We start from the raw sequence: 4510 nt of genomic DNA on the forward strand, positions 1-4510 counted from the left end.
CTCTATTTACTAATTCCCCTCCAAAAGAAGATTTAAATGTAACTAGCTTACTTAAATGTTTATTATCAATTCCAAAAAGATCGTAACGCGTTACATTATCTTTTTTGGCTTTTTCAATAGCATATGTTTGTAAAGAATATCCACAAGAAACACCATCCTTAATAAAGGAAGAGGAACCAAATAGATATACTTCCTCACTATCATTTCGTAAATTAAGTATTCCACCAATTACTTTTTCTTGATACTTTGCAAGGTATAAAAGAGGTTTAACATCGTCTTTATTATAGTTAAAAAACTTCTTGATGTACGCTTTACTTCTAGCTTGGAATTTATCCCGTTTTGATGTTTCTACATAGCTATCATACCAAGCAGAAAAATCTTTATCATCTCCATTCCAAAGAGAAATTGCTACACCTTCTTCCTTCTTTAAATTCCTATATACCCTTTTTTTAAATGAAAGCTCTTGAGTTAGATTAATTACTATTGAACTCTCTGGTTGTATTGAATATTTGCAACGATGTAATTTCTTATTAAAAATAAAATTATCAGAGTAGTATGGTAAATCAAAGCGAAGTAAAATAACATTTTCTTTAATTACTTTTTTAACCTTTTTTGCTATTTCGCAGAGCACATTGCAATCTAGATTATTTAAATTAAATGGTATGTAAGCAATTGAATATGATAAAAATATCTTTCTTACTAAAATTAGAAAAGTGCCTTCAGCACTTTTTGTTTTGTAGCTGAAGGCATATGAAGACCATAAAGGTGCTTTAACAAAAGACCAAAATGGAGATTGAAATACACTTTCACAACTTAATTTTGAAAGTGGTATTTCGTTAATATTAACCAACTGGTCCATTTAAATACTTCTTAGAAGTAAGGTGTTTACCACCAAAGCCAAGTGCTTTACCATCGACTTTAATCTCACCATTTTCTGCATAAATTGGGAGAGCAAAGAAATGATCAGGCTTAACATATGTTGTTACCTTCTCTACTTCACCTTGGTTATCAAATTCAAGCACTGTTCCTGGCTCAAATTCATCGGCAAAGAGTACTTCACAAGTTGTGTGCTCTGGAGCATCTGGATCACTTGCAGCAAGAAGCATACCATAGCTCTTAACACCTCTGAAGTTAGCTGGCTTGAGGTTAGATACTAATACGATGTTGTGGCCAAGAAGCTCTTCTGGTGTGTAGTAAGGTACAATTGATGATACAATTGTTCTCTCCTCACTCTCGCCGCAATCAAGCTTTAAGATATAGAGGATATCACCATTAGGGTGCTTTTCAACATTAACAATCTTACTAACCTTTAGAATTACTTTGTGAGCAAATTGATCTGCAATGCTCATCTCTTTTTCTTCACTATTATTCATTTTCTTTTCTTCCTTATTTGTCTTTTTCTCTTTAACTTCTTTCTGTCTTTCTTCTTGAGAACCAGAATACTTTTCCTTTAAAGCATTAACAAAATCATCTTCAAGCTTTGAGAAAAGGAGTGTTACACCAGAAATAGTCTCAACACCCTCAAATGATGATACTTGGTCCCAAGATGCATCTACTTTAGAGAAGAAGGAAAGAATAGTCTTACTTGTTGTAGGCATATATGGCTGAATCATAACAGCAAGGTCACGGATTAAGAAGCAAAGAGTTCTTAAAAGTGATGCAGCCTTAGCTGGATCTTCTTTTCTCATCTTCCATGGTTCACCTGCTTGAAAAGCCTTGTTACCAATATCTGAAAGAGCAAAGATTGCACGAAGTGCATCTCTTTCTTCTGCTCTCTCTAAGAGATTTGTAATTTCTTCTTCCTTTGCCTTAATTTGAGCAACTAACTCTTCATCAAGACTACCCTCTGGGATTTTACCATCATAGAATCTTGAAACGAATGTTAAGGTTCTATTAACAAGGTTAGAGAGGTTACCAATTAACTCACCATTAACTTTTTCCTGGAAATCAGCCCAAGAGAAGTTAACATCACTCTTTTCAGGGCGATTGAAGAACATATAGAATCTCCAAACATCTGCAGGGATTCCTGTTTCCTGAACGTCATTACCAAAGACACCAATACCAAGTGATTTACTGAACTTACCACCTTCATAGTTTAAATACTCAGTAGAGGACATATGGTGAAGCATTGTCCAGTTTTCACCTGTTGCAAGTAATGAGGATGGGAAAATTACAGTATGGAAAGGAATATTATCCTTACCGATAAATTGGAAAAGCTCAGTGTTTTCAGGATCTTGCCACCAATACTTCCAGTTATCTGTATAGTTAGCTGTAATAGAAATATAACCAATAGGAGCATCAAACCATACATAGAATACTTTATTTTCATAACCTTCTTTTGGTACTGGAATACCCCACTTAAGGTCACGAGTAATACATCTTTCCTTTAAGCCATCACGAATCCATGAGTTAGTAAGCTGAATTGCATTCTTAGCCCAAAATCCTTCAACTGAAGCCTTCTCCATCCACTCCTTAAGTAAAGGAAGTGCTTTTGGAAGATCAATATAGAGGTGTTTTGTCTTTCTTACCTCTGGAGTTGTACCACATACAGAACAATGTGGGTTAATTAACTCTGTTGGCTCTAAAAGGGTCTGACATGCATCACACTGGTCACCACGAGCGCCTTCTGAACCACAGTGAGGACAAGTTCCTTCAACAAATCTATCTGCTAAGAAGCGTCCACACTTTGGACAGTATAACTGTTCAATTTCACGCTCAGTAATATAACCATGTTTATCAACTTCATTAAAGATTGCTTGTACTATTTCTGTTTGCTTTTGAGTACTAGTTCTTCCAAAGTAATCAAAGGAAATATTAAACCATTTATAAATATCTCTATGAATTGCATGATAGTGGTCACAAAGCTCTCTAGGGGTTACCCCTTCTTTTAAAGCTCTTGTTTCACTTGCTGTACCATATTCATCAGTACCACAAATATAAAGTGTTTCATAACCTCTTAAACGACAGAAACGAGCAAATACATCTGCAGATAAAACCTGAGTTAGGTTACCAAGATGAGGTATATTATTTACATATGGAAGTGCTGAAGTGATTAATCTCTTTTTCATTAAATCCACCTACTTTATTTAAAACTTATAACAGGATAAAGATTTACCCTCTTTTTTGCAAGGTAATTGAAAATAAAAACTATATTACACTTGCCGTTACCTCTTAATTAGTCTACTTTAATCTTATATTTTGTTAAAAAAATGGGAGATTAAGTGTGGACGAAGAAGAAAAAGTCGTGAGACCTGCAAAACGTGGTTTTTCTCTCTCACCTAAAATTATTATTGTTGCACTAATTATCGCTCTGCTAGTTGGTGCCGCAGCATCTTCATTCTTTGTTGTTGATCAAACTGAGCAAGCTGTTGTCCTTAGACTTGGTAAATATAATAGGACAGTAGGTCCTGGTCTTCAAACAAAAATTCCTTTTGGAATTGATACTGTTCATATCGTACCAACTCAGGTTGTTCAAACTTTAACCTTTGGTTATCGTGCGAATGATAGAACTGGAACTGGTTTAAAAGGTGCTTCAAGCTACAAGAGTGAATCAACAATGTTAACTGGAGACTTAAACATTGTTGATGTAGAGTGGATTGTTCAATACAAAATCAATGATCCAAAGAGCTGGTTATTTAATGTTGAAAATAGAGAAACAACTATCAGAGATATTTCTCAATCAGTAATGAATGCACTTGTTGGTGACTTACCTATTTTATCTGTAATGACTAACTTAAGAACTCAGATAGAAATTGAAGCTCAGCAGAATATGCAAGAAATCTTTGATCGCTACAACTTTGGTATTCAAATTGTTACTGTAAAGCTACAAAACATTGTTCCGCCAGAGGGTGATGTACAGGATGCATTTGAAGATGTTAACAAAGCTATTCAAGATATGAATAGATATATTAACGAAGGTAAAGAGTTCTATAACCAAGAAATCCCTGCAGCTCAGGGTGAAGCTAGTAAGTTAATTTTACAAGCTCAAGGTTATGCTGCTGAAAGAGTAAATACGGCAACTGGTGATGCAGCAAGATTTACAGCTTTAGCTGAAGCATATGAAGAAAGTAAGGATATTACTTCTAAGCGTCTCTACTTAGAAACTATGGATGAAATATTAAAGGATAAGAATATTACTCTTGTTGATAAAAATCTTTCACAGTTTCTACCAATTAAAACATTAGGAGGTGCAAAATGAAGAAATTAGTAACTACTTTAGTTGTACTAGCTGTATTACTCGTCATCTTTTTAATGTTAGGTCCTTTCTATATTCTTGAGGAAGGTGAACAGGCAATCGTTACTCGTTTTGGTAAAGTTGTTGATACTCAAACAACTTCAGGTCTTAAATTTAAGATGCCAGTTGTTGATAATGTTACTAAATATACTAAAAAACTTTTAAGCTGGGATGGGGATGCACAAAGAATCCCAACTAAAGAAAATCAATTTATTTGGGTTGATGCTACAGCAAGATGGTATATTAGTGATGTTGCTCTCTTCTATGAAACAGTTG

General features: G+C 34.5%; 4 protein-coding genes. 2 read left to right on the top strand and 2 right to left on the bottom strand.

The window, feature by feature from the left end; translation table 11 throughout:
* Nucleotides 1-859: lipid II:glycine glycyltransferase FemX (locus SOY52_RS02755; protein ID WP_320847457.1), on the bottom strand; the 859-nt coding region annotated here is incomplete at its 3' end.
* On the bottom strand, nt 843-3068 hold the full coding sequence (gene metG / locus SOY52_RS02760; protein WP_320847458.1) for a methionine--tRNA ligase: 2226 nt from the start codon (nt 3066-3068) through the stop codon (nt 843-845). The genes metG and SOY52_RS02755, both read right to left, overlap by 17 nt.
* A gap of 155 nt (nt 3069-3223) precedes the next feature.
* Here metG and hflK point away from each other — a divergent pair, with 155 nt between their 5' ends.
* Nucleotides 3224-4198, top strand: a complete 975-nt coding sequence (gene hflK / locus SOY52_RS02765; protein ID WP_320847459.1) for an FtsH protease activity modulator HflK — start codon at nt 3224-3226, stop codon at nt 4196-4198.
* Nucleotides 4195-4510, top strand: a 316-nt coding sequence (locus tag SOY52_RS02770; protein ID WP_320847460.1) for an SPFH domain-containing protein, incomplete at its 3' end; no start/stop codon positions are given. The genes hflK and SOY52_RS02770, both read left to right, overlap by 4 nt.

The organism is Bullifex sp., assembly GCF_034103065.1.
Taxonomy (GTDB): domain Bacteria; phylum Spirochaetota; class Spirochaetia; order Sphaerochaetales; family Sphaerochaetaceae; genus Bullifex.

Coding starts and splice junctions, on each gene's coding strand:
- metG (WP_320847458.1), bottom strand. CDS start 3,068: ATGAAAAAGAGATTAATCACTTCAGCACTTCCATATGTAAATAATATA.